General features: G+C 60.2%; 22 protein-coding genes. 3 read left to right on the forward strand and 19 right to left on the reverse strand.

From position 1 onward, the window contains the following. Nucleotides 1-79: 79 nt before the first annotated feature. Entirely contained in the window at nt 80-2,767 is a 2,688-nt protein-coding gene (locus NK667_RS01485; RefSeq protein WP_152980838.1) for a hypothetical protein, read from the reverse strand. A gap of 249 nt (nt 2,768-3,016) precedes the next feature. On the opposite strand from NK667_RS01485, the gene NK667_RS01490 reads away from it, so the two are divergent. Then, nucleotides 3,017-4,051 (forward strand): alpha/beta fold hydrolase, encoded by a 1,035-nt coding sequence (locus NK667_RS01490; RefSeq protein ID WP_054045253.1) that lies wholly within the window; start codon nt 3,017-3,019, stop codon nt 4,049-4,051. Between the two features lie 201 nt (nt 4,052-4,252). Then, nucleotides 4,253-4,918 carry a DsbA family oxidoreductase gene (locus tag NK667_RS01495; protein ID WP_054613657.1) on the forward strand — a complete coding sequence of 222 codons (666 nt, stop codon included), beginning with the start codon at nt 4,253-4,255 and terminating at the stop codon, nt 4,916-4,918. A gap of 122 nt (nt 4,919-5,040) precedes the next feature. Here NK667_RS01495 and NK667_RS01500 read toward each other — a convergent pair whose 3' ends face one another. The 5 genes from NK667_RS01500 to NK667_RS01520 form a co-directional block, all read right to left on the reverse strand. Continuing rightward, on the reverse strand, nt 5,041-6,429 hold the full coding sequence (locus NK667_RS01500) for a sigma-54-dependent transcriptional regulator (protein WP_054613658.1): 1,389 nt from the start codon (nt 6,427-6,429) through the stop codon (nt 5,041-5,043). Further along, the gene (locus NK667_RS01505; RefSeq protein WP_054614064.1) at nt 6,419-8,191 is read right to left on the reverse strand and encodes a sensor histidine kinase; all 1,773 of its coding nucleotides are present in this window, start codon (nt 8,189-8,191) and stop codon (nt 6,419-6,421) included. The genes NK667_RS01500 and NK667_RS01505 overlap by 11 nt, the downstream gene beginning before the upstream one ends. Nucleotides 8,192-8,304: 113 nt before the next feature. After that, complete coding sequence (locus NK667_RS01510; protein ID WP_054045247.1) at nt 8,305-9,183, reverse strand: alpha/beta hydrolase; 879 nt, start codon at nt 9,181-9,183, stop codon at nt 8,305-8,307. Continuing rightward, nucleotides 9,180-10,574, reverse strand: coding sequence for an aspartate aminotransferase family protein (locus NK667_RS01515; protein WP_054045244.1), 1,395 nt, complete (start codon nt 10,572-10,574; stop codon nt 9,180-9,182). Before NK667_RS01515 ends, NK667_RS01510 begins: the two co-directional genes overlap by 4 nt. Then, entirely contained in the window at nt 10,567-11,265 is a 699-nt protein-coding gene (locus NK667_RS01520) for an MtnX-like HAD-IB family phosphatase (protein ID WP_054613659.1), read from the reverse strand. Before NK667_RS01520 ends, NK667_RS01515 begins: the two co-directional genes overlap by 8 nt. Nucleotides 11,266-11,484: 219 nt before the next feature. On the opposite strand from NK667_RS01520, the gene NK667_RS01525 reads away from it, so the two are divergent. Then, nucleotides 11,485-12,237 (forward strand): MipA/OmpV family protein, encoded by a 753-nt coding sequence (locus NK667_RS01525; protein ID WP_054613660.1) that lies wholly within the window; start codon nt 11,485-11,487, stop codon nt 12,235-12,237. Nucleotides 12,238-12,404: 167 nt separating this feature from the next. On the opposite strand, the gene NK667_RS01530 is transcribed toward NK667_RS01525, so the two are convergent. The 13 genes from NK667_RS01530 to NK667_RS01590 form a co-directional block, all read right to left on the reverse strand. Next, nucleotides 12,405-12,806 carry a DMT family transporter gene (locus tag NK667_RS01530; RefSeq protein WP_054614065.1) on the reverse strand — a complete coding sequence of 134 codons (402 nt, stop codon included), beginning with the start codon at nt 12,804-12,806 and terminating at the stop codon, nt 12,405-12,407. Continuing rightward, nucleotides 12,799-13,173 (reverse strand): DMT family transporter, encoded by a 375-nt coding sequence (locus NK667_RS01535; RefSeq protein WP_054613661.1) that lies wholly within the window; start codon nt 13,171-13,173, stop codon nt 12,799-12,801. Before NK667_RS01535 ends, NK667_RS01530 begins: the two co-directional genes overlap by 8 nt. Nucleotides 13,174-13,430: 257 nt before the next feature. Further along, nucleotides 13,431-13,760: a GlpM family protein gene (locus NK667_RS01540; RefSeq protein ID WP_161807654.1), complete on the reverse strand. Its 330-nt coding sequence runs from the start codon at nt 13,758-13,760 to the stop codon at nt 13,431-13,433. Nucleotides 13,761-13,768: 8 nt separating this feature from the next. Then, nucleotides 13,769-15,097 carry a two-component response regulator AauR gene (aauR, locus tag NK667_RS01545; RefSeq protein ID WP_054613662.1) on the reverse strand — a complete coding sequence of 443 codons (1,329 nt, stop codon included), beginning with the start codon at nt 15,095-15,097 and terminating at the stop codon, nt 13,769-13,771. Continuing rightward, on the reverse strand, nt 15,094-16,995 hold the full coding sequence (aauS, locus tag NK667_RS01550) for a two-component sensor histidine kinase AauS (protein ID WP_054613663.1): 1,902 nt from the start codon (nt 16,993-16,995) through the stop codon (nt 15,094-15,096). The genes aauR and aauS overlap by 4 nt, the downstream gene beginning before the upstream one ends. 216 nt (nt 16,996-17,211) lie before the next feature. After that, nucleotides 17,212-17,946 (reverse strand): amino acid ABC transporter ATP-binding protein, encoded by a 735-nt coding sequence (locus NK667_RS01555; protein ID WP_054045228.1) that lies wholly within the window; start codon nt 17,944-17,946, stop codon nt 17,212-17,214. After that, nucleotides 17,943-18,614, reverse strand: coding sequence for an amino acid ABC transporter permease (locus NK667_RS01560; RefSeq protein WP_054045226.1), 672 nt, complete (start codon nt 18,612-18,614; stop codon nt 17,943-17,945). Before NK667_RS01560 ends, NK667_RS01555 begins: the two co-directional genes overlap by 4 nt. Further along, a complete protein-coding gene (locus NK667_RS01565; RefSeq protein WP_054045225.1) occupies nt 18,614-19,360 on the reverse strand; it encodes an amino acid ABC transporter permease in 747 nt (248 codons plus the stop codon). Before NK667_RS01565 ends, NK667_RS01560 begins: the two co-directional genes overlap by 1 nt. 193 nt (nt 19,361-19,553) lie before the next feature. Continuing rightward, a complete protein-coding gene (locus NK667_RS01570) occupies nt 19,554-20,468 on the reverse strand; it encodes a glutamate/aspartate ABC transporter substrate-binding protein (RefSeq protein WP_054045223.1) in 915 nt (304 codons plus the stop codon). Nucleotides 20,469-20,911: 443 nt separating this feature from the next. Continuing rightward, nucleotides 20,912-22,450, reverse strand: a complete 1,539-nt coding sequence (gene glpD / locus NK667_RS01575; RefSeq protein ID WP_054613664.1) for a glycerol-3-phosphate dehydrogenase — start codon at nt 22,448-22,450, stop codon at nt 20,912-20,914. 332 nt (nt 22,451-22,782) lie between these two features. Then, nucleotides 22,783-23,538 carry a DeoR/GlpR family transcriptional regulator gene (locus NK667_RS01580; RefSeq protein ID WP_007916700.1) on the reverse strand — a complete coding sequence of 252 codons (756 nt, stop codon included), beginning with the start codon at nt 23,536-23,538 and terminating at the stop codon, nt 22,783-22,785. 95 nt (nt 23,539-23,633) lie between these two features. Continuing rightward, nucleotides 23,634-25,139, reverse strand: coding sequence for a glycerol kinase GlpK (glpK, locus tag NK667_RS01585; protein WP_054045219.1), 1,506 nt, complete (start codon nt 25,137-25,139; stop codon nt 23,634-23,636). 73 nt (nt 25,140-25,212) lie between these two features. Continuing rightward, nucleotides 25,213-26,064, reverse strand: a complete 852-nt coding sequence (locus tag NK667_RS01590) for an MIP/aquaporin family protein (protein WP_054045218.1) — start codon at nt 26,062-26,064, stop codon at nt 25,213-25,215. Nucleotides 26,065-26,108 lie beyond the last annotated feature (44 nt).

Consider the following 26,108-nt stretch of genomic DNA (forward strand, 5'->3'; position numbering starts at 1 on the left):
TCAGCGGGCTTTGTTTTGGTTGATGGCCTACACAAGCTCCTTATGAAACTTTGTCCGGCAGGATTGACGCAGTACCGGGTCACCCCCAGATTTGCGCCATATTCGACGCTGATGACATCGGAGCGAGTGGCGCCCGATCCAGCGTCACCCATGCCATATCAAAAACATTCCCGCGACCACCCTCCATGCCGCTTTCGAGGTACAGCGTGCCCTCGGGTGTGGGTGGTACAAAATGCAGGCTGAGCACCTCGAGGACCTGATTGTTCAACCGCACAAAGTCCGACGCGGCGCCGGTGCTGGAGCGCAGGCGAAGGGATGGCTGAAGGTTGCCTGTTGCGGACTGGACCACGGCGACCTGGAGCCGATAGCTGGCGCCGGGTTGGAGGTTATTGAATGATCTGGACAGTATGTCCGCCGGGGCTGCACCGGATACGGTCTCGGTCTTGAGTACGCAATAGCGTCCGCCCGGCGCCTGGAAAAAGGAGAATACGTTCTTGAAATCCGGATCGTGCGGGACCCAGCCTTGATAGTCCGGGTAATCGAAAACCACTCGGTCCCCCGACAGACCTGGCTGGACCGTGAACACGTAGGGTGGCGAGTGCTGCGTGCTGTCGATCGACCGCACTGTGATGACATGGCGCGCCACCGCAAAGGCTCGCGCCGGCACGACCCACTCGCCATTGGCATCGACCGCGAAGCGTCCGAGATTGCGCACCCCTTCATAGACAACCACCGGTCGCCCCGCAGTCGCCCGGCCGCGAATAACCAGAGAGTTGCGGTAGTAAGTGACGCCAGTGTGGGGGATCACCTGATCCCTGGCGGTGACGGCGCTGATGATCGGTATCTGCGACGGTGGATCTTGCGGGTCGAGTACAGCGCCGGGGGCGAGCAGCATGTGTGTGGCTTGACCGATGGCTGCTCTTGATGCCGGCACATGGCGATGCACTCCGGCGTGATCGGCTTCGAAAACCACGTGCGCCGAATACGGTGCCATCGGGTCCGGGCCGTTTTTGATCTGGTCCTGCACGGTGTAGAAAAGCGTCAGTCGCGGACCGTTTGCAGCCTGCCTGAACTGTTGTGCCGTCAATGTCCTCACGATGCATTGCGGTTCGTTCGCCACGCATCGTGGAAGCTCATCGGGCGACACCGTGAAACGCACGGTCAGGTTGCCCATGGTCAGTTCGATGACGTCGTGAGGCCGACAATAGGGATAGCAAAAGCTCACCTCGACGCCCAGCGCGACACGCTCGGCATCCAGGCCATTATCGATAACGTCCTGTGGCAGTTTCAGTTGCAGTTCCGAGTGCCCGGGATTGCAATCGAGGTCCTTGTTGCCGGGGCGGATGGCGTTGTACAAGACCCTCAATGGCGACGAGGAGGTTTCGGTGTCATGGCTGACCCGGCTGATCGTGGCTTGCAGCAGGTTGATCCTGTCGGGCATGAGCTCAAGCTTGGGAAGCTTCATCTCATGCCGACAATTCACCGTGCCGGACTGGATGATAAGCGTGTCGACGATGCGCCCGTTGAGCAGGAGATCGACCACATCCAAAGCCACGGCCCCTGTCACCGGATTGATAAGGACCCTGGCACCGTTGAGGTCACTGTTATCGTAAATCCGTAGCGAGACACCGCAGTCGGCGCCTTCCACCGCCTCAGTCGCTCCCAAAATGGTTGGTTGAGCGATCTGCAACACACCGTCTTCGGGAGCGGCTGTTGGCTGATGCGGCGCCTCACTGATCCCGCGTGTGTGCCCGACAATCAGAATGTCCGTGGCCGGTAATGTCTGCGTAGCGCCATGGACGTCGGTGCGGGTGAAAAACAGCCGGGCGCTGCCACCGGCCAGTTCCTGCAGGACTGCGTTGGGAATCTTGAAGTCCAGCCTCGATGAGATTTCCAGGGTTTGTTCCAGGGTCAACATCTTCGACTTGCCCGTGCGGTCCAGGCCTCGCCAGACCAGTTTCAGTGTGTCACCGGGGGCAAAATCCTGAGTGTCGAGGCTGACCTTGGCCGAGCGGCTGCCCAATCGGCTCAAGTACAACGTGTGCTGCTGATCGGTGCATTCCACGGTGGGAAGTACCGGTTCATTAGTGCCGCGCTGGATCATCAGTACACAGCCCGGTGAGTGATCCCGCGCGCAATTTCTCAGTTCGTCGCACACCGTGTAATACAGAACGACCGCGCCATCGCCATTGCCAGCGATCTTGTCCCTGGACAGCGTAAACGTCAGTGGCTGTCCGACCTCGTCGGCCTTTACTGTGTGCAGCAAGGCCCAGTTGCCGAACATCAGCGTGACCTTATCGTTCGGGCACATGCCCTCATAGGCGGGCACGATGACGGTTTCATCCTGCTGAGCGTTGAGCGTGGTGGAGCTGATGTATGGCGCAGCCAGCGGTTTATCGATACCGCCGGGCAAACGGGTCTTGACCCGAACTTTCAGCGGGGCGGATCGCTCAAGGTTCACCCGGTACTTCAGGGTGAAAACCCCTTCCGGGATCAGCGTCGCGGGGATGTACGGGGTGATGGGCTGGCCGGCGTGATCCTTCTTCACCGGCAGGACCAGCACCAGCCGCGTGTCGAGGTACACCAACACACTGTCGCCGGGTTTGATTCCGTTGGAGTCAATGGCGATTGGCAAGCCTCGCTCCATGAGCATGACCTGATTGACGCCCATCTCCGCGCTCTCGACGGAGCTCATCGCGCCAGGTATTTCGAGCGCTGGGCGGGTGGCCAGTTCTTTTAGGGCTTCAGGGCAATTGGCTGTGATCATGAGCGCAACCTCTGAGTGTGCCTGGAGGGCCGAATTGAATACACAACAGGGGAGGCTGCCTACTGTCAGAAATAACAGGTTGACTAGATCTTTCGATGAGCGGCTGCAAGGACTTGCCTGGAGGATGCCGCGAGCCCCGACACGACCACTCGGCAATCTTCATCAAACTGTCACGCAACTGTGGCAGCGCGCTTGAACAAACTTCATCAGACTCGCGCTCTACTGGGGTTCTGCGTTTCGGTGTTTTTCATGTGTGTACGATTTTTTTCAAGGGCGGTACTGTTGGCTGCGCTTTTATTCAGCCTGCCGTCCCTTGCGGCTTCGCGTTGTGACGTCAATGTCCCGACTGAACATGTCGATCTGGACCAGGTAAGCCTGGCGTACCAGAGCATTGGTCGTGCGTCCGATCCGGCATTGCTGCTGGTGATGGGCCTGGGCGGGCAACTGATCCACTGGCCGGACGAAGTGGTGGTTGCCTTGTGTCAGCAGGGCTTTCGGGTGATTCGTTACGACAACCGCGATGTCGGGCTGTCGACCTGGCGCCAGACGCCGGCCAACGCCAACCTGACCTTCGAAGTGTTGCGCTACAAACTCGGCTTGCCGGTGGCGGCGCCGTACACCTTGACCGATATGTCCGAGGACGCGTTGGGGCTGATGGACGCGTTGCACATCGAGCAATTCCACGTGCTGGGCGCGAGCATGGGCGGGATGATCGCCCAGCACATGGCAGCGATGGCGCCGCAGCGGATCGAGAGCCTGACGTTGATCATGACCAGTTCCGGGGCCGAAGGCTTGCCGGCGCCAAGTGCGGCGCTGGTGCAATTGTTATCGCGTCGCGGCGCACCGAATCGCGAAGTGGCGTTGGAGCAACAGGCGGATTTGCTCGCAGCCCTGAGCAGCCCGAGCGTGAGCGATGACCGGCAAGTGTTGCTGCAACAGGCGGCGGCTTCGTATGACCGGGCGTTCAATCCCGAAGGCGTGAAGCGCCAGATCATGGCGATCCTCGCGGAGCCGAGCCGGGTAGCGTTGCTCAACCAATTGCGCGTGCCAACGCTGGTGGTGCACGGCACGGCGGACCCATTGTTGCCGGTGATGCACGGCGTGCACCTGGCGGCGCACATTCGCGGCAGTCAGTTGAAACTGATCCCGGGCATGGCCCATCGTTTCCAGGAAGCGTTCAAGGCGCCATTGCTCGCGGCGGTGTTGCCGTACTTGCAGTCCCACCGCGAAGACACCTCGCATTGGGCGCAGATCGAACCGGTGGCAACCCCCAACCTCCTGTAACCCCGCAAATCCAACTGTGGGAGCGGGCTTGCTCGCGAAGGCGGTATGACAGCTACATTGATGTCGACTGGCACGCCGCCTTCGCGAGCAAGCCCGCTCCCACAGGGGATTTGCGTTGGACACAGGGATCTGCTGCAACCCCAGCCCCGTCGGGTGTATTGTTCGAGCTTTCCGGCGCGACATTAGCCTGCGAGGTATGCGATGAGTAACTCCCTGAAAATCGATTTTGTCAGCGACGTGTCCTGCCCCTGGTGCGTCGTTGGCCTGTATGGCCTGACCAAGGCGCTGGATTTGTTGGGCGACGAGGTCCAGGCGGAGATCCGTTTCCAGCCGTTCGAGCTGAACCCGAACATGGGCCCGGACGGCCAGAACATCACCGAACACATCACTGAAAAATACGGCTCCACCCCGGAGCAATCGCAGAAAAACCGCGAGATGATCCGCGCCCGTGGGGCCGAGGTCGGGTTTGCGTTTCGCACCGACGGCAGCAGCCGCATCTACAACACCTTCGACGCCCACCGCTTGCTCTACTGGGCCGGGCTGGAAGGGTTGCAGTTCAACCTGAAAGAAGCGCTGTTCAAGGCGTATTTCACTGATGGCGGCAACCCGTCCGATCCTCAGCAACTGGCACAGATTGCCGAAAGTGTTGGACTGGATCGGCAGCGGGCCGAGGCGATTCTGGCGTCGGATGAATACGCCAAAGAAGTTCATGAAGAAGAACAGTTGTGGCTGTCGCGGGGAGTGAGTTCGGTGCCGACGGTGGTGTTCAACGGGCAGTACGCCGTGACGGGCGGGCAGCCGGTGGAAACCTTTGTCGGGGCGATCCGGCAGATCATGAGCGAGGCGAAGGGTGGGACCGTCAGCTGATCCTTCGGCGAACACCGTTAATGTGGGAGCGGGCTTGCTCGCGAAGGCGGAGTGTCAGTCACACATCAATGTAGCTGACACACCGCTTTCGCGAGCAAGCCCGCTCCCACAAGGTTTTGTGGTCAGCGGACGATCTTGTCCACATGAATCCCCAATTTCTTCAGCCGATACCAGAAGCTGCGCTCGGATATCCCGATCAACTGCGCCGCCGCTGCCTGCACGCCATTGCTCTGTTGCAGCGCTGCAAGAATGTAGGCCTTTTCAACTTCAGCCAGCGCCGCTTCCAGGTCCGCCGGCACGCCGTTGTTTTCAATCAGCACGCCACCGTCGGCAGGCCGCGAGGCGAACAGATACGCCGGCAAGTCATCCTCTTCAATTACCGACCCACTGGCCACAATCGTCGCGCGTTCCACGCAGTTCTGCAGTTCGCGAATATTCCCCGGCCACGAATAATTCGCCATCGCCTGCAACGCCTCCGCGCTAAAACCGCTGAACCGTTTACCGGCCGCAGCACCCAGCGTATTGGCGAAATGCCGGGCCAACGGCGTGATGTCTTCGACCCGTTCGCGCAGGGCCGGTAGCGGGATCGGGAACACGTTGAGGCGGTAATACAAATCTTCGCGAAACTCTTTTTTGGCCACCGCATCCAGCAAATTTTTGTTGGTGGCCGCGATCACCCGCACATCGACCTTGCGCTCACGCGGATCACCCACCGGCTCGATCACCCGCTCCTGCAACGCGCGCAAGATTTTCGCCTGCAAGGCCAAGGGCATTTCACCGATCTCATCGAGAAACAGCGTGCCCTTGTCAGCCTGCTGAAAGCGCCCAATCCGATCCGCTACCGCGCCGGTAAACGCGCCTTTGCGATGGCCGAACATTTCGCTTTCCAGCAAGCCTTCGGGGATCGCCGCGCAGTTGACCGCCACGAACGGCTTGTCGGCGCGGTTGCCGTGTTTGTGGATGGCGCGGGCGACCATTTCCTTGCCGGTGCCGCTTTCGCCGGTCAGCAGGATCGTCGCGTTACTTTCGCGCACCGAATCGATCGCTTGCAGCACCCGGCGGAAACTCGGGCTATCGCCCACCAAGCTATCGATCTGCTGGTGTTCGTCGAGTTCGGCGCGCATGCGCTGGTTGTCTTTGAGGATGTCGCGAAATTGCAGGGCCTTGCTGACGGTGATGTCCAGTTCGTCGATGTCGAACGGCTTGGCAATGTAGTCGAACGCGCCGTTGCGCATCGATTGCACGGCGTTTTTCACCGTGCTGTAGGCGGTCATGACGATCACCGGCAACTGCGGAAAACGGCTTTTGATTTCCGCCAGTAACTGCGGGCCGTCCATGCCGGGCATGCGCCAGTCGCTGATCACCAGGTCGATGTCCTCGCACTCCAGCACCTTGAGCGCGTGCAGGCCGTTGCCGGCGGTGAACACGGTGATGCCGTTCTGACTCAGGGCCGATGCCAGCAGGTCGCAGAGCTTGGGCTCGTCGTCGACCACCAGTACGTTATGTGTCATCGCTCGCCTCGTCGAAGTCGTCGCCATGGGTCGGAATGTACAGGCTGAACGTCGCACCGGCATCTTTTTCGCTGGTGCATTCGATGTGCCCGTCATGGTTTTCCATGATCGAAAACACCTTGGCCAAACCGAGGCCGGTGCCCGACGCCTTGGTGGTCACGAACGGGGTAAAGATCCGCTCCAGCATGTCGGGCTCGATGCCCTGGCCGGTGTCCGCGACGCTGATGATGGTGTGGGCGGCGTCGCGGTGGATGCCGAGTGTCAGGTGGCCGCCGTCGGGCATGGCGTCGATGGCGTTGACGATCAGGTTCAGCCCGGCCTGCTTGAGCTGGCGCGCGTCGGCGTACAGGGTCGCGCCCGGCGCCTGATCGTCGATGTGCACCTCGATGTTGTGGCTGGCCAGTTCCGGGGCGCAAAACCCGACCAGTTCATCCACCAGCGGCCGCGCCGGTTGGGTCGAGCGCAGCGGCGCGCTGGGTTTGGCGAAGTCGAGAAAATCGGTGATCAGGTCATTGATCCGGCTGACTTCGCTGACCACGTATTCCAGATGCCGCTTATCGGTCTCGGGCAGATCCGCGCGGCGGTGCAGCAGTTGGGTGGCGGTCTTGATGATGCCCAGCGGGTTGCGGATTTCATGCGCCAGGCCCATCGCAACTTCGCCCAGCGCATGCAAACGGTCGCGGCGGCGCAGTTGAGATTCCAGGTGTTGCAACTCGCCCAGGCGTTCGCTCATGTGGTTGAAGGTGCTGCTCAGTTCCGCCAGTTCGTCGCCGCCGGTGACGGCCAAGCGCTGGCGATAGTCCCCGGCGATCACCGCTTGCACGCCGTTGGACAAACCGCGCAACGGTTGGGTCAGGCGTTGCGAAACCAACCAGCCGACCCCGAGGGATGCTGCCGAACTGAGCAGGAAAATCAGGATGAACAGGTTGCTCTGGTTCACCAGCCCCACCAGGCTGGTATGGCGCAGCAAGCCGCTGAAAATCACGCCTTGCAACTCGCCGTTTTCATTGAGGATCGGCCGATAGATGCCGCTGTAGCGACTGGTGAATTGTTCGGTCGGCTGTTTGGTGGTGCGCAGGATCTGTTCGATTTTTTCCGGCACCGCCGCCGGGTGATCTTCGAAGCGCTGGCTGGAGAAAATCTCGGAAAAGTCATTGCCCTTGGCCAGGTACAACCGCAGGTCCAGCGAGTGCACATCGGAGACGCTGGTCAGGAAGCTGTTGTCGAGGTAGGTGGCGATCACCAGTTTGTAATCGACGCCATCCTGTTCAGTTTCAAACGTCGACACCACCGTGCCGGTCGGTACACCGCCGATCTGCAAGGTCTGCATCACCGCTTTGGGCGCGGTGCTGATCTGCCGCACGATGTCATCGGCGGCGGTGCTGAACACCACTTTGTGATCGCTGTTGCGCACCAGCGCGACAACATCGATGCCCATCGAATCGGCGATGTCAGTGGTCAATCGGTCGTGGCGCAGCGACAACTTATCCACCGGCGGGCGGACGTAGCGCAAGAACAACTGCGCGGCCCGGGCGTTGTCACGGAGGATTTCGCTGATCTCGTCCTCGACGATCTTGGTCGATTCCTGCAGCCAGATGCGCACGTTGCTGTCGAAAATCTGCGACAGGGTGGTGGCCGCCAGTTCTGCAGCGATCATGGTCGGGATCACGCTGACCAGCCAGAAGGCCAGGACCAGTTTGCGTTGCAGGCTCCAGCCGGAAAGGGCGAAGGGTCGGGCGTTGGCAGGTCGGTGTTTGGTCATCGGGTTTCGCTTGTCGAAAGCCATGGCGGGAGAAATCGTGAGGCCTGGTTCAATACATTAGCCGACATTGCCCCGCCGGTGGCGACCCGTCTGCAACCGGGTTCGCCATGGGCTCAGGCCAGTTGCCGATATTCCTGGCGCAGAGGTCGCGGGATGGATCGCTGTTGAATGAAACGCTGTTGGATAAAGTCCACGCTCAGCTCAATCACCCGGCGGTATTGCAGGTCGACGGTGATCATGTGATAGCAGTCGTCCAGCAGCACCTTGACCACCGGCCCGCCGAGTTTGCGTTCGACGTAATCGGCGTTCCAGCGGCTGGTGATGTCGTCTTCGATGGAGTGCAGCACCAGTGCCTGGGTGGTGATCGATGGCATGCACTTTTTCACCACGGCATTGAGTCGGTGCAACTCGCGCACGGTGACGCCTTCCATGGTCAGCAAACCCGCTGCGCTGCTTTCGCCTTCCTTCATCTGGCGTTCGACGATGGCGCGCAGGCGTTCGTTCTTGATGCCGTAGGGCGGTTTTTCTTCGAAGCTGCAAAGGTGCACGCCGAACGGGATGCGCATCAGCAACGGCGTGAGGAACGCCAGTTTGTTGATGCTCCAGCCGTCGTAGCGCAGGGTCGTGGAATACAACAGCAAGCCTTCGATTTGCCCCGGGTGCTCGGCCGCCAGGTACATCGACAACACCGCGCCCATGGACAAGCCGCCGACGAACACATGCTCGTGTTTGCGCCGCACACCGACGAAGGTGTTGCGCGCGCTTTCGTACCAGTCGCGCCAGCCAGTGGCTTGCAGGTCGGCGTTGCCGCCGCAGTGCCCGGCGAGGGTCGGCACGTAGACCGTGTGCCCGGCTTTCGCCAGGCCCATGGCCACCCGACGGAGTTCCGTCGGGGTGCCGGTGAGGCCGTGGATCAACAGCACCGCGACCTCGCCCGAGCCGAGAACGAAACCGGCGCTGCCTTCGCCCATATCGATCTCGTCATGCATCATCTTTTCATCGCCCGGTGCAAGAGACGGTCGAGGAGGGCGAGACCCAGGTCAATTTCCGGGTAGCTGATTTCCAGCGACGGGGCCAGGGTGATCACGTTCTTGTAGTAGCCGCCCACGTCGAGGATCAGGCCCAGGCGTTTGCCGTCGATTTCGATGTCGCCCTTCATGCCTTCGTCGACCATGAAATCCAGGGTCGCCTTGTCCGGCGTGAAGCCGTCCGGACCGCAGATTTCGCAGCGCAGAGCCAGTCCCAGGCCATCGACGTCGCCGATGATCGGGTAGCGTTTCTGCAGGTCTTTCAGGCCTTCGAGGAAGTATTTGCCCTTGGCCATGACCATCGCGCCGTAATCGACTTCGCTGGTCATCTTGAACATTTCCAGGCCGACCGCAGTGCCCAGCGGGTTGGACGCGAAGGTCGAGTGAGTCGAACCCGGCGGGAAGATTTTCGGGTTGATCAGTTCTTCCTTGGCCCAGATGCCACCCAGCGGGTTGAGGCCATTAGTCAGCGCTTTGCCGAAGACGATCACGTCCGGTTTGACGTCGAAGTGCTCGATTGACCACAGCTTGCCGGTGCGCCAGAAACCCATCTGGATTTCATCGACCACCATCAAGATTCCGTGCTGATCCAGCACGTGCTTGAGTTCGCTGTAGAAGTTCATCGGCGGGATCACGTAGCCGCCGGTGCCCTGGATCGGCTCGACGTAGAAGGCTGCGTATTCACTCTGGCCGACTTTCGGGTCCCAGACGCCGTTGTATTCAGTCTCGAACAAACGGGCGAATTGCTGCACGCAATGGCTGCCGTATTCTTCCTTGGTCATGCCTTTCGGGCCACGGAAGTGGTACGGGAACGGGATGAAGTTGGCGCGCTCGCCGAAGTGGCCGTAGCGACGGCGATAGCGGTAGCTGGAGGTGATCGACGACGCGCCGAGGGTGCGACCGTGGTAACCGCCTTCGAAGGCGAACATCAAGCTCTTGCCGTTGGTGGCGTTACGCACGACTTTCAGCGAGTCCTCGATGGACTGCGAACCGCCGACGTTGAAATGGACGCGACCGTCGAGGCCGAATTTTTTCTTGGCATCGACCGCGATCATTTCCGAGAGCTCGATCTTGCCTTTGTGCAGGTACTGGCTGGCGATCTGCGGCAGGGTGTCGATCTGCTGTTTCAGCGCGTTGTTCAGGCGCGGGTTGGCGTAACCGAAGTTGACCGCCGAGTACCACATTTGCAGGTCGAGATAGGCCTGGTCTTCGGTGTCCCACACGTACGAGCCTTCGCAGCGGCTGAAAATGCGCGGCGGGTCAATGTAGTGGACGGTGTCGCCGTAGGAGCAATATTTGGCTTCTTTATCCAGAAGGATCTGGTCTTCGGCGGTAGCGATTCGAATATCAGACATGATGGAAGAGTTCCTGTGTTTCGACGTTGAAAGAGGTGGCGTTGGCGCTGCTGGCAACAGGCAGCTGAGCCAGCAGGGCTGGAAGTTCGGCGAAGCTGTCGAAGCGTGCGTAGGCGATGCCGTTGCGCTCGCAGTGCTCGGCCAGGCGATCCTTGGCGAACACGAAATCGGCGGTGGACGCCACGCACATGTCCGACTGACCGTCACCGATCACCAGCACCCGTTTGCTCTTGGGCGTGGACTTGCATTTGCAGTTGCCGGACGCGGCGCGGCAGGCGTCGCTGGAGTACGGGAAGTCGATGCGCCAGCTCTCGTGGCCGAGTTGGCGCAAGCGGTTGGCGAGAATCGGCAGCAGGGTCACGTAGTTGCGCGCAAGAATTCGCGCGATGCCTTGCTCGATGCCGTCGCTGACCACTTCGAGGGTGGCGCCGAGGCCGATCACGTGGTCGACGAAGTCGGGGAAGTCCGGGTCGATTTCGATCGTGTCGAAAAACGCGAGCAGTTCGTTCGGCGTGGCCTTGACCAGCGAGAGCTGGCGGCTGAGGCATTCACGGGAACCGATGTCGCCTTGCAGCCACTCGTTTTCGATCGCTTCCCAGCTCGGGTCGGCGAAGCGCTGGAGGATGCTGTCGATCACGTCGGTGCGGGTGATGGTCCCGTCGAAATCACACACGATATGCCAATCATTCATCTGCATTACCTATTGGGGCAGGGCGCGCTGTTTGCGCTTGCAGAAGGGGTAGAGCAGGGACTGTGCCAATCGGCTTGGGCCCCGTATTTACTGGGTTTCAGCAGGTGTGTGCGTCAGCGAAGCTACAATTTTTGTAGGTTGCTACAAACAACATGAGTGCTTGCGCAGGCAGGGCGAAAAGAGGATTGATGCGCGCATATCTTGTTAAGGAAGGGCCTCATGTCGAGGATTACTGTTGCTCTGTTTGCGGCGCTGACGTGCTTGTCAGCCAACGTTCTGGCCGATGGCATTACCGGTGAGGCCGGTGCGGGGCTGAGTTATCAGCCTCATGACCCGACCGGCAGTCGCCATGAAGTCCGGCCGGTGCCGTATGTCGATCTGGACTGGGGCGATGTCAGCCTCAGCACCGACGATGGGCTGACCTGGAGCGCGTTGAAAACCAACGGTTTCAGCGCCGGGCCGTTCCTCAATTACCTCCCGGGGCGCACCGCCAACGGCAGTTTGCAGGGCCTGCACGATGTGCCGGACATGGGCGTGGTCGGTGGGTTCGTGCAATACGCGCCGGCTGATTTCTGGCGGGTGTTTGCGACCGTGGGCGAGGCCGTCGGCGGGCAGCAAGGCGTGGTCGGCAGGGTCGGTGGCGAGATCGGTTATCCATTGGGTGGCGGGGTGATTGGCAGCAGCAACCTGACGGCACACTTTGCCGATGCGCAGCAGAATCAGGCGTTTTATGGGGTGAGTGGTTCAGAGTCGCAGGCTTCGGGCATTGCCCGCTACAACGCTGGTGGCGGTTTGCAGAATGTGGCGTTGACCCAGAGCTTTGAGTTTCCGCTGGCAACCCATTGGTCGCTGTTGACCAGTGCGAGCTGGATTCACCTGACGGGCTCGGCGGCGGACAGCAGCATCGTCAAACAGGTCGGGCAACAGGATCAGGGGGAAGTGCAGGCGGCGGTGGCTTATAAGTTTGATTGACTCTGACACCCTGAAATTTTGTGGCTCCCGAAATACATTGTGGCGAGGGAGCTTGCTCCCGCTTGAGTGCGCAGCACTCACAAAATTAGTGCTCGTTGCCGGAATCTTGGGGCCGCTTCGCAGCCCAGCGGGAGCAAGCTCCCTCGCCACAATTGATCGCGGTGTTATCAGGCTTGTTCGCCTTCAGCCAACAACGCAATCCCCGCAATAATCACCGCCACGCCCACCCAGTGCAGCAAGCTGATCTGCTCGCCCAGCCCCAACCACGACCCCAGCAATACCCCGACAAACACCAGCGAACTCAGGGGAAACGCCAGGGACAAACTGCTGCGGCGCAAGATCAGCATCCAGACAAAGAACGCGCCGATGCCGCAGCCCACCGCAAACAAAACCCCGGGGTCGACGATCACTGCTTGCAGCCAGTGCAGGGTAAAAGTCATCTGGCCCAACTGATCGCCACCGACCTTGGTCGCAATCTGCCCGGCACTTTCCAGCGTAATCAACAGCGCCCAGAGCACCACCGTGCCGAGTCGCCCGTGCAGCCAACCCATCGATTCGGCATTACGCATGGCCAGCACACGCGAGCATCACGCCCACCGTAATCACCAGCGTTGCGAGCCAGCGCCGGCGGCTGACTGTTTCGCCGAGCACCACTTTGCCCGCCAGCACCACGCCGCAATAGGCCAGGGCCCCGGCCGGAAACAACAGGCTCAACGGTGCCCGGGACAAGGCTTCGAGCCAGACGAAAAACTCCAGGGCATAGGCGCTGATCCCGCACCACAACAGCGGCGCATTGAACACCTGGCCCCAGAACGCGTTCAGCCGAAAACCGCCTTCGAGTTCCGGCAAACGGTCCAGGCCGAGTTTGAAACAGAGCTGGCCGATCACATCCAGCACGATGGAAAACGCCACCAGCACAATGACGGTGAAGGTCATGGGCGTGGTGCCTTTTTGAGAATATTCACGGTCAGGATCTACCCCTGGGTGGGCGCTTTCAGACACCGGGCTCATCAGGTATGAGCACCGGCCGAGAGGGCTTTGGGGGTAAATGCAAGGGGCGGGCCAGCCGCTGGCGACGCAGTTCCCTTGTGGGAGCGGGCTTGCTCGCGAAAGCGGTGTGTCAGCCAACATGGATGTTAAATGTGCTGGCCTCTTCGCGAGCAAGCCCGCTCCCACAGGGGATGGTGGGGTGATCAGGCGTGGACGCGTACCCAGACGCTGACGAGCACGGTCGCGGCCATCAACCAGGCCACCGCCGCCACGGCCAGCGAAGCTTCCAGGCGCATGCGATCCACCATCACGTACAACGTGGCCAGGTACACGAAGTAGGGAATGATCGACCACATGCCAAACACGATGGTGGTCTTCAAATCGTCGAGTGAGCGGCCCTTCCCGACGATGTAGTGCGCGATCAGCGCGAAGGTTGGGAACAGCGGCACCAGCCCGGCGATGTAATAGTTTTTGGTCTTGGCCAGCGCGGCAAGGATCAGTACCACCGCCGCGCCCAGGAGCGCTTTGATCATCAGGTCCATCAGTGGCTCAGTCCGTACTTTTTGACTTTGTCGAACAGCGTGGTCTTGGCCATTCCCAGTTCCAGGCTGGCCTGGGTCAGGTTGCCGCCGCTGCGCTGCAAGGCGTCGTTGAGCAGGTTGCGTTCGAACGCTTCCACCGCTTCGGCGAACGCCAAGCCTTGATTGCTGCCACTGGCGCCGGACTTTTTAAAGGCTGGCAAACCGAGGGCGAAACGTTCGGCGACGTTGCGCAGTTCCCGCACGTTGCCCGGCCAGTCGTGGCTCATCAGGTTGGACAGGGTCTGGTTATCCAGCTCCGGCACCGCGCGGTCAAAGCGCAGGGACGACTGCTGCAGGAAGTATTCGAACAGTTGCAGGATGTCTTCGCGACGTTCGCGCAGCGGCGGCAGTTCCAGGGTCACCACGTTAAGGCGGTAATACAGGTCGCTGCGGAACTCGCCCTTTTTGCTCGACTCGTCCAGGTCGGACTTGGTCGCCGCAATCACCCGGCAATCCACCGCCACGCTCTGGTTCGAGCCGAGGCGTTCGAGGGTGCGTTCCTGCAACACCCGCAGCAGTTTTATCTGCAACGGCAGCGGCATGCTTTCCACTTCATCGAGGAACAGCGTGCCGCCGTCGGCGTGTTCGATCTTGCCAATCCGCCGCTTGCCGGCGCCGGTAAAGGCGTTTGCTTCGTGACCGAAGATTTCGCTTTCGAACAGGTTTTCCGGGAGGCCGCCGCAGTTCAGCGCGACGAACTGTTTGGTGTGGCGGCGACTGAAGTCATGCAGGCAACGGGCGACCAGTTCCTTGCCGGTGCCGGTCTCGCCTTCGATCAACGCGTTGGCCGAGGTATCGGCGACGTTGGCGATCAATTCGCGCAGGTTCTGCATCGCTGGCGAGCGGCCGATGATCCGGCCTTCCAGGGAGTCCCGTTCCGCCAGTTGTCGACGCAGCGACGAGACTTCGCGAGCCAGGCTGCGTTGCTCCAGAGCGCGGCGTGCCACGTCCACCAGACGTTCCGGGGAGAAGGGTTTCTCCATGAAATCGTAGGCGCCTTTCTGCATCGCGCCGACCGCCATGGAAATGTCGCCATGACCGGTGATCAGCACCACCGGCAGGCTGCGGTCGCGGGCCTTGAGGCGGGTCAGCAGTTCGAGGCCATCGATGCCCGGCAGGCGGATGTCGCTGATGACGATCCCGGCAAAGTTGTCGCCGACCCGCTCTAGGGCTTCTTCGGCGCTGCCGACGCCGACACAGGGAATGTCTTCCAGGGTCAGCGCCTGTTGGCAGCCGAGCAGCACATGGGGGTCGTCTTCGACGATCAGCACACTAAGGTCGTTGTTCATATTGGCTCGGCGGGAGTGGGGCTTACCAACGGTAAACTGAGGACGAAGGTGGTACCACCGCTGGCCGGGTGTTCGACACCCAAGTGACCGCCGGTGGCCGCGGCCAGGCTGGCGGAGAGGGTCAGGCCGAGGCCCAGGCCCTGTTCGCCGGGTTTGGTGGTGAAGAACGGTTCGAACAGATGCTTGCGCGCTTCGGCGTCGATACCGTGGCCGTTGTCGCGTACCCGCAGGCGATATTTACCGTCAAACTCTTCGCCTTCCAGCCACAGCTCGGGTAGCGGTTGCGACTGCATGGCGTCGAGGGCGTTGCCGATCAGGTTGACCAGGATCTGCTCCAGCCGCGTCTGGTCGATCTGCACTTGCACGTCTTTCAAGTCGCGGTGCAGGTCCAGATGTACGCTTTCCATTCGACTACCGAGCAGTTGCAACGCAGCGTCCACGGCTTTGCCGAGACTGGCCTGGCCCTTGTCGTCGCCGCGCCGGGCGAAGGAGCGCAGGCTGGCGGTGATGCGGCCCATGCGGTCGATCAGTTCGTTGATGGTTTTCAGATTGGTGCTGGCGACGTCCAGTTGACCGCGCTCCAGGAAGCGCACGGTGTTGCCGGACAAGGTCCGCAGTGCGGCCAGTGGCTGGTTCAATTCATGCGCGATGCTGGTCGACATCTGGCCGATGGCCGCCAGTTTGCCAGCCTGGACCAATTCATCCTGAGCCCGGCGCAACGTCTCTTCGGCCTGGCGCCGTTCGCGGATCTGACCCTTGAGCCGCTCGTTGCTGGCGCGCAGGTCGGTGGTGCGTTCGGTAATCCGACGCTCCAGTTGATTGTTGGCTTCCTGCAAGGCTTCCCGAGCCGCGAGACGGGTGGCGATGACCTTGCGCCGCTCGTTCCAGGCGATCAGCAGGAACGCCACGAGGGCAAACGCCACCGCTACCAGAATCCCCTGATTGATCGCTTCCCGGCGCAAATCCGCGAGGGGCGTCAGCAGGGTGAAATTCCACGGGGTGTCGCTCAAGGGGCGGGTTTGTGCCAGATAGGTGATGTCTCGCTCGTCGGACGCCAGCTCGCTGTTGGCGGGGAAGGTCAGTTTCTCCACGCCTTCGGCCAGGGTTTCCCGGGCCAGCGGTTGCAATTCGTTCAGCGGAAACCAGTAGTACTGCAGACTGCGGGCGAGTTTTTCCTTGGTTTCGTCGCTCAGCGGCACCACGGATTTGAGCCGGCGCGCGGGATCGCTGGAGAGAATGATGATGCCGTTCTCATCGCTGACGAAAGCTTCGAGGCGCGCACGCTGCCAGCGTTCTTCCATGGCTTCGAGGCGTACCTTGACCACCGCGACGCCGATGATCTTGCCGTGTTCTTCCAGGCCGTGGGCCAGGTAATAGCCGGGTTCGCCGTTGGTGCTGCCGATGCCATAGAAGCGGCCCGGCTGACCGCGCACGGCGTTCTGGAAATAGGCGCGAAAGGACAGGTCTTCACCGAGGTAACTGTCGACATCGCGCCAGTTGCTGGTGGCCAGCACGCGCCCGGTGGTGTCCATGACGTAGATGGCCCGACTGCGGCTGCGCCGGTTCAGGCCTTCAAGGTAATCGTTGACCGTTTGCCGGGTTTCCGGGGTCGGGTCGTCCAGCAGTTTTGAAACACTGGATTCGAGTTCCAGCAGGCTGGGCAGGTAGGTGTACTTGCTGATCTCGCTCTCGACGGCGCGGGCGTGCAGTTCCAGCTGGCGCTGGCCGTTCTCGCTGAGGCTGCGGATCCCGTAGTGTTCACTGACCCAGAAGCCGATGTAACCCAACCCGATCATCAGGGCGATGACCAGCGGCGGCAGGAACAGATGGCGAATCAGACGGGGTTTCACGGCGAGTGATGGCGGCGCTGCGCGATAGAGAGTGGGGTCGCATTTCATCACAGATGCCTTGGGTCAACCAGCGTGGCAACAGGCTTGCTCTGGTTTCCAGTCGAACGCGGACCTGTGGCGAGGGAGCTTGCTCCCGCTCGGCTGCGAAGCAGTCGTAAAACCGGCCAATGCGGTGTGTCAGACAGCAGGCGTTTGCCGGTTTTGGGGCCGCTACGCGACCCAGCGGGAGCAAGCTCCCTCGCCACAGAGTTCGGTGTATTGCTTTTAGTGCTGCAAAATCTTGTTAAGGAAATGCTGCGTACGCTCGGCGCGGTGGCTGATGTCGCCGAAGAACTCCTCTTTCTTGCAGTCTTCGATGATCTTGCCCTGGTCCATGAAGATCACGCGGTCGGCCACTTTGCGGGCGAAGCCCATTTCGTGGGTCACGCACATCATGGTCATGCCTTCGTGGGCCAGTTGCACCATCACGTCGAGCACTTCGTTGACCATTTCCGGATCGAGCGCCGAGGTCGGTTCGTCGAACAGCATGACGATCGGGTCCATCGCCAACGCACGGGCAATCGCCACACGCTGTTGCTGGCCACCGGAGAGTTGACCCGGATGCTTGTGGGCATGGGCCGACAAGCCGACGCGCTCCAGCAGTTGCAGGCCTTTCTTGGTGGCTTCTTCCTTGCTGCGGCCCAACACCTTGATCTGCGCGATGGTCAGGTTTTCGGTGATGGACAGGTGCGGGAACAGCTCGAAATGCTGGAACACCATGCCGACGCGCGAACGCAGTTTCGGCAGGTCGGTCTTCGGGTCGGCGATGGACGTGCCATCGACGACCACGTCGCCTTTCTGGAACGGTTCCAGCGCGTTGACGCATTTGATCAGGGTCGATTTGCCCGAGCCGGACGGCCCGCAGACCACGATCACTTCGCCTTTTTTGACCTCGGTGCTGCAATCAGTCAGCACCTGGAAGTCGCCATACCACTTGTTGATGTTCTTGATAGAGATCATACGGCAAACCTTTTTTGCAGACGCTTGACCAGCAGCGAGGCGGCAAAGCTGATTGTGAAGTACGTAAGCCCTGCGAAGATCAGGAACTCGTTGGAGCGACCGATGATGTCGCCACTGGCGCGCGAAGCATTGAGGAAGTCCACCAGGCCGACCGCGTACACCAGCGAGGTGTCCTGGAACAGGATGATGCTCTGTTGCAGCAGCAGCGGGGTCATCTTGCGAAACGCTTGTGGCAGGATGATCAAACGCATCATCTGGCCGTACGTCATGCCCAAGGCCTGGGCAGCGCCCATCTGGCCCTTGGAGATCGACTGCACGCCAGCCCGGACGATTTCGCAGAAGTACGCCGCTTCGAACATCATGAACGCCACGATGCACGAGGCGAACGCGCCGATCGGCGTGTCTTCGCCAGTGATCCAGCGCAGTACGAACGGCACCGCCAGGTAGAACCAGGTGATCACCAACAGCAACGGGATCGAGCGGAAATAGTTGACGTAGGCGCCGGCAAGGTTCGACAGCAGTTTGTTGTGGGACAGACGCATCAGCGCCAGGATCGTGCCGAGGATGATCCCGCCGACCACGCCCAGTGCCATCAGTTGCAGGGTCATGATCATGCCGTTCCACAGGCCCGGCAGGGACGGAACGATGCCCGAGAAGTCGAATTCCATCATTTACCCCCTAGGGAGATCAGGCCCGGTACGGCGACTTTCTTCTCGACCAGGCGCATCAGCAACATCAGGCTCATGTTCAGGGTGAAGTAGATCAGCGTGGCCAGGGTGAAGGCTTCGAACAGGTTGGCGGAGAACTCGGCGGTCTGCTTGGTCTGCGCGAGCAGTTCCATCAGGCCGATCAGCGAAGCCACGGACGAGTTCTTGAACACGTTCAAAAATTCCGAGGTAAGCGGCGGAATAATGATGCGGTAGGCCTGGGGCAGCAGCACGTTCCAGTAGATCTGCGGCAGCTTGAAGCCCATGGCGCGAGCCGCGGATTCCTGGCCGCGTGGCAACGCCTGGATGCCGGTGCGCACCTGTTCGCAAACACGAGCCGCGGTAAACAGGCCCAGGCACACGACGACGCTGAGGTAGGCCGAGGTGGTCGGGTTCAGGTCCTGCTTGTACCAGTCTTGCAGGTTCTGTGGCAGCAGGTCGGGCACCAGGAAGTACCAGATGAACAGCTGAACCAGCAGCGGCACGTTACGGAAGAGTTCGACGTAGCAGGTCGCGATGCCCGATACGACGCGGTTCGGCACGGTACGCATGACACCCAGGATCGAGCCCAGCGACAGCGCGATAATCCAGGCCACGACGGCGATGGCGATGGTCCAGCCCAAACCGGAGATGAACCAGTCGAGATAAGTCTCGCTGCCCACGCCGGTGGACTTGAAGAACACGCCCCAGTCCCAGTTGTAATTCATTAGGGTCTCCCCTCGGATCGATCAATGTACAAGTGCCCGCCTGGGGAAGCTCCGTTCCCGCCCGAACTTGAAGTTCAGGCACACACGATCGGCTCGACAGCCACCGGTTCGAGTGTTTCCAAAAAATGCCAGCAGGGAGTGACAAACCCCTGAAAGGGCAGTGGCCCTCTCAGGAGATAAGGTTAGTCAGGAATCAGGACTTCTTGTCGTCAGCCGCTTTATCGGTCGGATTGGCGATCAGGGCCTTGAGCTCGTCGCTCATCGGGAAGTTCAGGTTCAGGCCTTTAGGCGGGATTGGCGCCATGAACCATTTTTCGTAGATCTTGTTGATCTCGCCCGACTTGTAGGTGGCCACGATGGCGTCGTCTACAGCCTTCTTGAACGGCTCGTCGCCCTTACGGACCATGCAACCGTAGATTTCGTAGGACTGTGGAGTGCCGGTAACGGCCCAGTCATCAGCTTTCTTGGCTTTGGCTGCTTCGCCGGCCAGCAAGGCGTCGTCCATCATGAACGCAACAGCGCGGCCCGATTCCAGCATCTGGAAGGACTCGCCGTGGTCTTTGGCGGAGATGACGTTCATGCCCATCTGCTTGTCGGCGTTCATCGACTTGAGGATGCGCTCGGACGTGGTGCCCGCGGTGGTCACGACGTTCTTGCCTTTCAGGTCGTCGAAATCTTTGTACGCGGAGCCTTTCTTGGACAGCAGGCGCGTACCGATTTCGAAGATGCCGACGGAGAAGTCAACTTGCTGCTGACGTTCTACGTTGTTGGTGGTGGAGCCGCACTCGACGTCCACGGTGCCGTTCTGCACCAGCGGGATACGGGTTTGCGAGGTGACCAGGTTGTATTTGACCTGCAGGTTAGGCAAGTCGAGGTCTTTCTTGATGGCTTCGACGATTTTCAGCTGGATATCGTGGGAGTAGCCCATCGGCTTGCCGGAAGCGTCCGCGATATAGGAAAACGGAATGGAAGCGTCACGATGCCCGAGGGTGATCACACCGGACTCTTTGATCTTCTTCAGTGTGCCGGTGAGTTCGGCAGCGAAAACTGGAGTGCTAATCAGAGCGGCAGCAATGGCTGCGCCCAGGATATGGGGAACGATGCGCATCAAATTTTCCTCGACATTGTTTTTTTTATGGAGCCAGTTTGTCGGCCCTTTTGTGCTTCGAATGCGTGGCGGCACCTGAAGGGTGGGCTCGACAATACATTCGTCCAAGAGTGTAGAGCATGACTCGTGCCAGGCCAGGCGCTAAGGATCAAAGTGTTGATTTATAAAGGGATTAAATATTTATGGCGGGATTTTTAGCGAGGAAGAATCCGGTTAACCGAATTGACCGACAGGTCGCGTTCGGAAAACCGAATGCCATGCCTTGCACATAAACCTGTGGGAGCGGGCTTGCTCGCGAATGCGGTGCATCAGTCGACATTGATTTAGCTGACACACCGCATTCGCGAGCAAGCCCGCTCCCACAGGGGTAGGTGGTGTTTGGCAGAATACAAAAAGCCCCTGAATCTCTCGATTCAGGGGCTTGTGTCTAATCGGTTTCCCTATCAGGCCGCTTCGATCTTGCTGCGGTTCTGCTCGACCTTGCTCAGGTAATCCGCCAGTTTCTGCTGCTCGTCCGGGGTGGTGAACAACCCGAGCTTGCTGCGGCGCCACAGAATGTCGTGGGCGGTGGTGGCCCATTCTTCGCTGCACAGGTAATCGACTTCGCGGGTGTAGAGACCACCGCCGATGTGTTCGCCCAGGTCATTGAGGTTCTGCACGCCTTCGAGCATGCGCCAGGTGCGGCTGCCGTAGGTGGTGGCCCAGCGGCGCGCGATCTCGGTCGGCACCCAATCGAAGGTGTCGCGGATCTTCGCGCACAAGGCTTGCGGCGTGGTCATGTCTTCGCCGCCGGGCAGGGTGGCCGTCGCGGTCCAGCTTGGCTTGATCTGGGTGAAGTACGGTGCCAGTTGCGCCAGCGCCGATTCGGCCAGTTTGCGGTAGGTGGTCAGCTTGCCGCCGAACACCGACAGCAAAGGCGCTTCTTCACCGCTGCCAGACAATGCCAGGGTGTAGTCGCGGGTCACGGCCGAAGGGTTATCGGATTCGTCATTGCACAGCGGGCGCACGCCGGAATAGCTGTGCAGGATGTCGTCGCGGCTGACTTGCTTCTTGAAGTGAGCGTTGACCACTTTAAGCAGGTAATCGGTTTCGCCTTCGGTGATCGCGACTTTCGCCGGATCGCCAGTGTATTCGCGATCCGTGGTGCCGATCAGGGTGAAGTGGTTCAGGTACGGAATGGTGAAAACGATGCGCTGATCTTCGTTTTGCAGAATGTGCGCGTGTTCGCCTTCGTACAGTTTCGGCACGATCAGGTGGCTGCCCTGGATCAGGCGGATGCCGTACGGCGAATCCATCTTCAGGTCGTCACGGATGAACTTGGCGACCCACGGGCCGGCGGCGTTTACCAGTGCCTTGGCGCGGATCGAAAACAGGCTGCCGTCGGCACGTTCCAGGTTCAGGTGCCACAGGCCTTTGGCGCGACGGGCGCTGATGCAACGAGTCTGGGTGTGAACGTGGGCGCCTTTCTCGCGAGCGGCCATGGCGTTCAGGACCACGAGGCGGGCATCGTCGACCCAGCAATCGGAGTATTCGAAGCCTTTGGTAATTTCGCTTTTCAGCGGGCTGTTCGGGCCGAACTTCAGGCTTTTCGAACCTTCCAGTTTTTCCCGTTTGCCCAGGTGGTCATAAAGGAACAGACCGGCGCGGATCATCCACGCTGGACGCAGGTGCGGGCGATGCGGCAACACGAAGCGCATCTGTTTGACGATGTGCGGGGCCTTGGCCAGCAGCACTTCGCGTTCGGCCAGTGCTTCGCGCACCAGGCGGAATTCATAATGTTCGAGGTAGCGCAGGCCGCCGTGGATCAGCTTGCTGCTGGCCGACGAGGTGTGGCTGGCCAGATCGTCTTTTTCACAAAGGAACACCGAAAGACCGCGACCGGCGGCATCCGCTGCAATCCCCACACCATTGATCCCACCACCGATGACGGCGATATCGTAGACCTCGGCGAGAGGGGGCGTAGGCAAGGTAGAAGTGGGCATCGGCTGGCCTCGGGCTTTTATGATTTTCGATATTGGAATTCGAACATTAATGTTCATTTGCGAAAATGGTAGCCCATAAAGCCGCGCACAGCCAGTCAACTTCGATTGAAAATACTGATCGAAGGGCGGTTAAAGGAAAATTTACGAACATTTATTGATGGTGAGGTTGGCTCTTGTGGCGAGGGAGCTTGCTCCCGCTGGGCTGCGAAGCAGTCCTGAAACCGGTCATCGCGATTTTTCAGAAAGAGCATGTCGTCTGATTTGCGTCTGCTGCGCAGCCGAACGGGAGCAAGCTCCCTCGCCACAAGGGAGCGCGCTGTGTTCGAAAGGGGTTAAACCACCTCGAGCCGAATCTTGTGCTGACTCAATAACTGCGCCAACGCCGGAACCGGCTGCTGATCGGTCACCAGGCAATCAATCAGGCTGATCGGCCCCAGGCGAATCATGGCGTTGCGCCCGAATTTGCTGGAGTCCGCCGCCAATATCACCTGCCGGGCGTTAGCGATAATCGCCTGGGACACCCGCACTTCCTGATAATCGAAGTCGAGCAGGCTGCCGTCTTCATCGATACCGCTGATGCCAACCAAGGCGAAATCCACCTTGAACTGGTTGATGAAGTCGACACTCGCCTGACCGACCACACCGCCGTCACGCCGTACGTTGCCGCCCGTCAGCAGGACATCGAAATCGTCCTTGGCGCTGAGCATCGAGGCTACGTGCAGGTTGTTGGTGATGATTTTCAGGTGATTGTGGTTGAGCAGTGCCCGGGCAATCGATTCGGTGGTGGTGCCGATATTTATGAACAGCGAGGCGTGATCGGGAATCTGCGCCGCAATGGCTTCGCCGATACGCTGTTTTTCATCGCGCATCTGGTCGGCACGCATGGCGTAGGCGGTGTTCTCGACACTGGAATCGTAGGCTGCGCCGCCGTGATAGCGACGCAACAAATTGGCTTCCGCGAGCTGATTGATATCGCGGCGGATGGTTTGCGGTGTAACGACGAACAGCGTAGCCATTTCCTCGATGCTGACATAGCCGCGTTCGCGGACCAGTTCGAGGATTTGCTGCTGACGGGGAGGCAGATTCATGGGGCTTCCTTTGGGCTGCCGTGCAAAATTTGCCCATGATGCCGCAGGAATCTGCTCCCGACCAGTTACAACCGGATACGAGTCCGGTCCTTGGCTTATTCAGCCCCTTCGTGCGGCTCCCAATCGCGGGTGCGGCTGACGGCTTTTTTCCAGCCAGCGTAGAGTTTTTCCTTCGCCGATTCTTCCAGCGCTGGTTCGAACTCGCGCTCGATCACTGCCTTGCCGCGCAACTCGTCCAGGCTGCCCCAGAAGCCGCACGCCAGGCCTGCCAGGTAGGCGGCGCCGAGTGCCGTGGTTTCGCGCATTTGCGGACGCTCAACCTGAGTGCCGAGGATGTCGGCCTGGAATTGCATCAGGAAGTTGTTCGCCACTGCACCGCCGTCCACACGCAGGGACTTGAGGCGTTCGCCGGAGTCCTGTTGCATGGCGTCAAGCACGTCACGGGTTTGATAAGCGATCGATTCCAGCGCGGCACGGATGATGTGATCCACGCGTACGCCACGGGTCAGGCCGAACAAAGCGCCACGGGCATACGGGTCCCAGTAAGGTGCGCCCAGACCGGTGAAGGCCGGCACCAGGTACACGCCGTTGCTGTCCTTGACCTTGCTGGCGAAGTATTCGGTGTCGGTGGCGTCGGCGATGATCTTCAGCTCGTCACGCAACCACTGCACGGTCGAACCGCCGTTGAACACCGCGCCTTCCAGTGCGTAGGCCACTTCGCCTTTCGGGCCGCAAGCGATGGTGGTCAGCATGCCGTGCTTGGACTTCACGGCTTTGTCGCCGGTGTTCATCAGCAGGAAGCAGCCGGTGCCGTAGGTGTTTTTCGCCTGGCCTGGCTCGACGCACATCTGGCCGAACAGCGCCGCTTGCTGGTCACCCGCGATACCGCCGATGGCGATGCCGCTTTTGGTGTGGCCGTAGATTTCCGACGACGATTTAACTTCCGGCAACATCTCGCGGGGGATGTCGAGGATCTCCAGCATCTTCGCGTCCCACTCCAGCGAGTGGATGTTGAAGAGCATGGTGCGCGAGGCGTTGGTGTAGTCAGTGACGTGGACTTTGCCGCCGGTAAATTTCCAGATCAGCCAGCTGTCGACGGTGCCGAACAGCAGTTCGCCGTTACGTGCACGCTCGCGGCTGCCTTCGACGTTGTCGAGGATCCACTTGAGCTTGGTGCCGGAGAAGTACGGGTCAGTCACAAGGCCCGTGGTGTCGCTGATGTATTGCTCGTGGCCATCGCGTTTGAGCTGCTGGCAGATCTCGGTGCTGCGGCGGCACTGCCAGACGATCGCGTTGTAGATCGGGCGGCCAGTGGTCTTGTCCCAGACCACGGTGGTCTCACGCTGGTTGGTGATGCCGATGGCGGCAACCTGGTCGTGGTGCAGGCCGGCTTGTGCCAGGGCCTCGACCATCACGGCGCTTTGGGTCGCGAAGATTTCCATCGGATCATGTTCGACCCAACCGGCTTGCGGGTAATGCTGCACGAACTCGCGTTGTGCAGTGCAGACCACGTTCGCGTCACGGTCGAAAATGATCGCGCGGGAGCTGGTCGTACCCTGATCGAGGGCAATGATGTAGTTCTTATTCTGAATATCGGTCATGTCGATTGCCTTGGACGAAATAAGGTGTGAGGTCAGGCGCGGGATCAAAGGGCAGGATCACGCGCCAACGGTATCAAGAAGTTCTTGGTTTGCCGTCAATGGCCGGTGTTGCGTCCTTTGTAGCAGGTTCGGTGCCAGGCAGATGACGGGCAATCAGCCCGCGATATGCAGCAGCGCCGAGGCAGGCACCGACAATCGGTGCAAAAATCGGAATCAGGAAGTACGGGATATCGCGCCCGCCGGTGAAGGAAATTTCACCCCAGCCAGTAAAGAAAGTCATCAGCTTAGGACCGAAATCACGCGCCGGGTTCATCGCGAAACCGGTCAGCGGACCCATCGAGCTGCCAATCACTGCAATCAGCAGGCCGATCAGCAGTGGCGCCAACGGACCCTTTGGCAGGCCGTTGTTGTCGTCGGTCAGGGACATGATCACGCCCATCAGGATGGCGGTGATGATCACTTCAACCAGGAACGCCTGGGCCGTGGACAGGGCCGGGTGCGGGAAGGTGGAGAACACCGACGCCAGCTCAAGGCTTGCCTGAGTGCCACGAACCATATGGTGAGTTTGTTCGTAATCGAAGAATAAATTGCTGTAGAGCGTGTAAACCAACAACGCTCCACAGAACGCGCCAGCGACCTGCGCGAGGATGTAGAAGGGCAGTTTGCGTTTTTCGAAATCGGCGAAAATGCTTAAGGCGATACTGACGGCAGGATTGAGGTGAGCCCCGGAAACACCGGCGGTCAGGTAGATCGCCATGCTCACGCCAACACCCCAGATGATACTGATTTCCCAAAGCCCGAAGCTGGCACCCGCGACCTTGAGCGCGGCAACACACCCCGTCCCGAAAAAGATCAACAGCGCAGTGCCCAGGAATTCGGCCATGCATTGGCTCGAGAGTGGCGGTTGTTTCAAAGCAGTTGTCATCGAAAACCTCTTTTTTGTTGTTGTCTGGCGCCTTGTCATCTTGG

The sequence above is a fragment of the Pseudomonas nunensis genome (genome assembly GCF_024296925.1).
Classification (GTDB): domain Bacteria; phylum Pseudomonadota; class Gammaproteobacteria; order Pseudomonadales; family Pseudomonadaceae; genus Aquipseudomonas; species Aquipseudomonas nunensis.